The sequence below is a fragment of the Altererythrobacter litoralis genome (genome assembly GCF_036324225.1).
Lineage (GTDB): Bacteria > Pseudomonadota > Alphaproteobacteria > Sphingomonadales > Sphingomonadaceae > Erythrobacter > Erythrobacter litoralis_A.
Map to the genome: position 1 here is coordinate 1 of NZ_JAZDQV010000020.1, position 1,501 is coordinate 1,501.

1 protein-coding gene is annotated in these 1,501 nt (G+C 55.9%); it reads left to right on the forward strand.

From position 1 onward, the window contains the following. Positions 1-1,501, forward strand: a 1,501-nt coding sequence (locus VRS74_RS12625) for a PAS domain S-box protein (RefSeq protein WP_354145583.1), incomplete at both ends; no start/stop codon positions are given.

Below are 1,501 nucleotides of genomic sequence, written 5' to 3' on the forward strand. Positions count from 1 at the left end.
AGGCGGTCATCCGCTTCTCCAATCCGCTCAAAGGCAATGAGGCGTCGATCGGTCTCGATCTGCTGCAACTGCCTGAAGAGGGCAACGAGGTACGCCATGTGATCGCGACCGGTGAGGCGCACTGGACCGGACCGTTTGCCCTTGTTCAAGGTGGACAGGCTCTGATTTATCGTGCGCCAATCTACCGCTCCGGAGCAGAGCCCTCGAGGCAATCATTTGTGGGTCTTTTATCGGTACTTGAGGACCTTGACGGTCTGATCGCCAGGCGCATCGAATATGATGCTGAAAGCTACGGCCTGCGTGTCTGGCTCACCAACCCGACCATTCAGGGCCAGGAGGCAAGGCCACAACTGATCTTTGGCTCGGCTGATGGAGATGAGGCCTATGCCGGGTTTGGAGGCACAGCCCAGACAAGCGGTTCACCGGATGCTGACAATGACGCCCTGACGGTCACTGTTGAAGCATATCCGCGCAGTATCGAGGCGCTAGACACGCTGCCAGCACGCCTTCAGGGACTGCTTATCATGGTGCTCCTGCTTGGAGGAGGGGCGGCTCTTGTGGACGGCAGCAGACGCCAGATGCGTTCTGCCCAGCAGAAGATACACGAAACCGAGGCTTTCCGAGCAGCTCTTGTAGAGGGTGCGGGGGCAGCCATCATAGCAACAGATCCCAACGGCCTGATCACGCTGTTCAATCCGGCAGCAGAGGAATTGCTGGGATACAGCGCTGAGGAGGTCGTTGGCAAAGAGACGCCTCAACTGTTGCATGACCGTGACGAAGTAATCGCCCGCGCGGGAACCCTTTCACAGGAACTTGGCCGCGAGATTGAGCCTGGCTTTGGGGTATTTGTGGCCAAGGCCATGGAAGGTTCTCCAGAAACGCGAGAATGGACTTACTGGCACAAGGACGGGACACGGATCCCGGTACTCCTGACTGTCTCGGCGATCAGGAATGCAAGCGGAGAGATCACCGCATTCCTTGGCGTGGCTCGCGATATCACGGATATCAAGAATTTTCAGGCGAGTTTGCAAAGTAAGGACGCTCAGCTTGAGCAAATGTTCAAGGGTTCTGAGGCTGCGCAGATATTAGTGTCGAGGTCTGGAGGTATCGTCGATGTCAACGACGTCGCCTTGTCATTGTTTGGATATACAAGAGAGGAGTTACTCGAGCTCAACGTCGATGAGCTAGTGCCAGTGTCTTACAGAGGGCACCATGCGCAATTGAGGGAAAGCCATTTTGCAGCCGGTTGCCCAAGAAGGAAGGCCTCCGCAAGAGAACTTGAGGCTTGCGATAAGAACGGCCAGGTTTTCCCCATACAGTTAGGCTTGGCACATATTGCCGGAGAACAGCAGGATCTGGTTTTAGCTACGATCATTGACTTGAGCGATATCAAAGCAGGCGACCGCGCCCGGACACAGTTTATCTCGAACATCAGCCATGATTTGCGCACGCCGCTTAGCGTGGTGATTGGCAGTGCGCGGATGCTTGAGAATGCACCGCT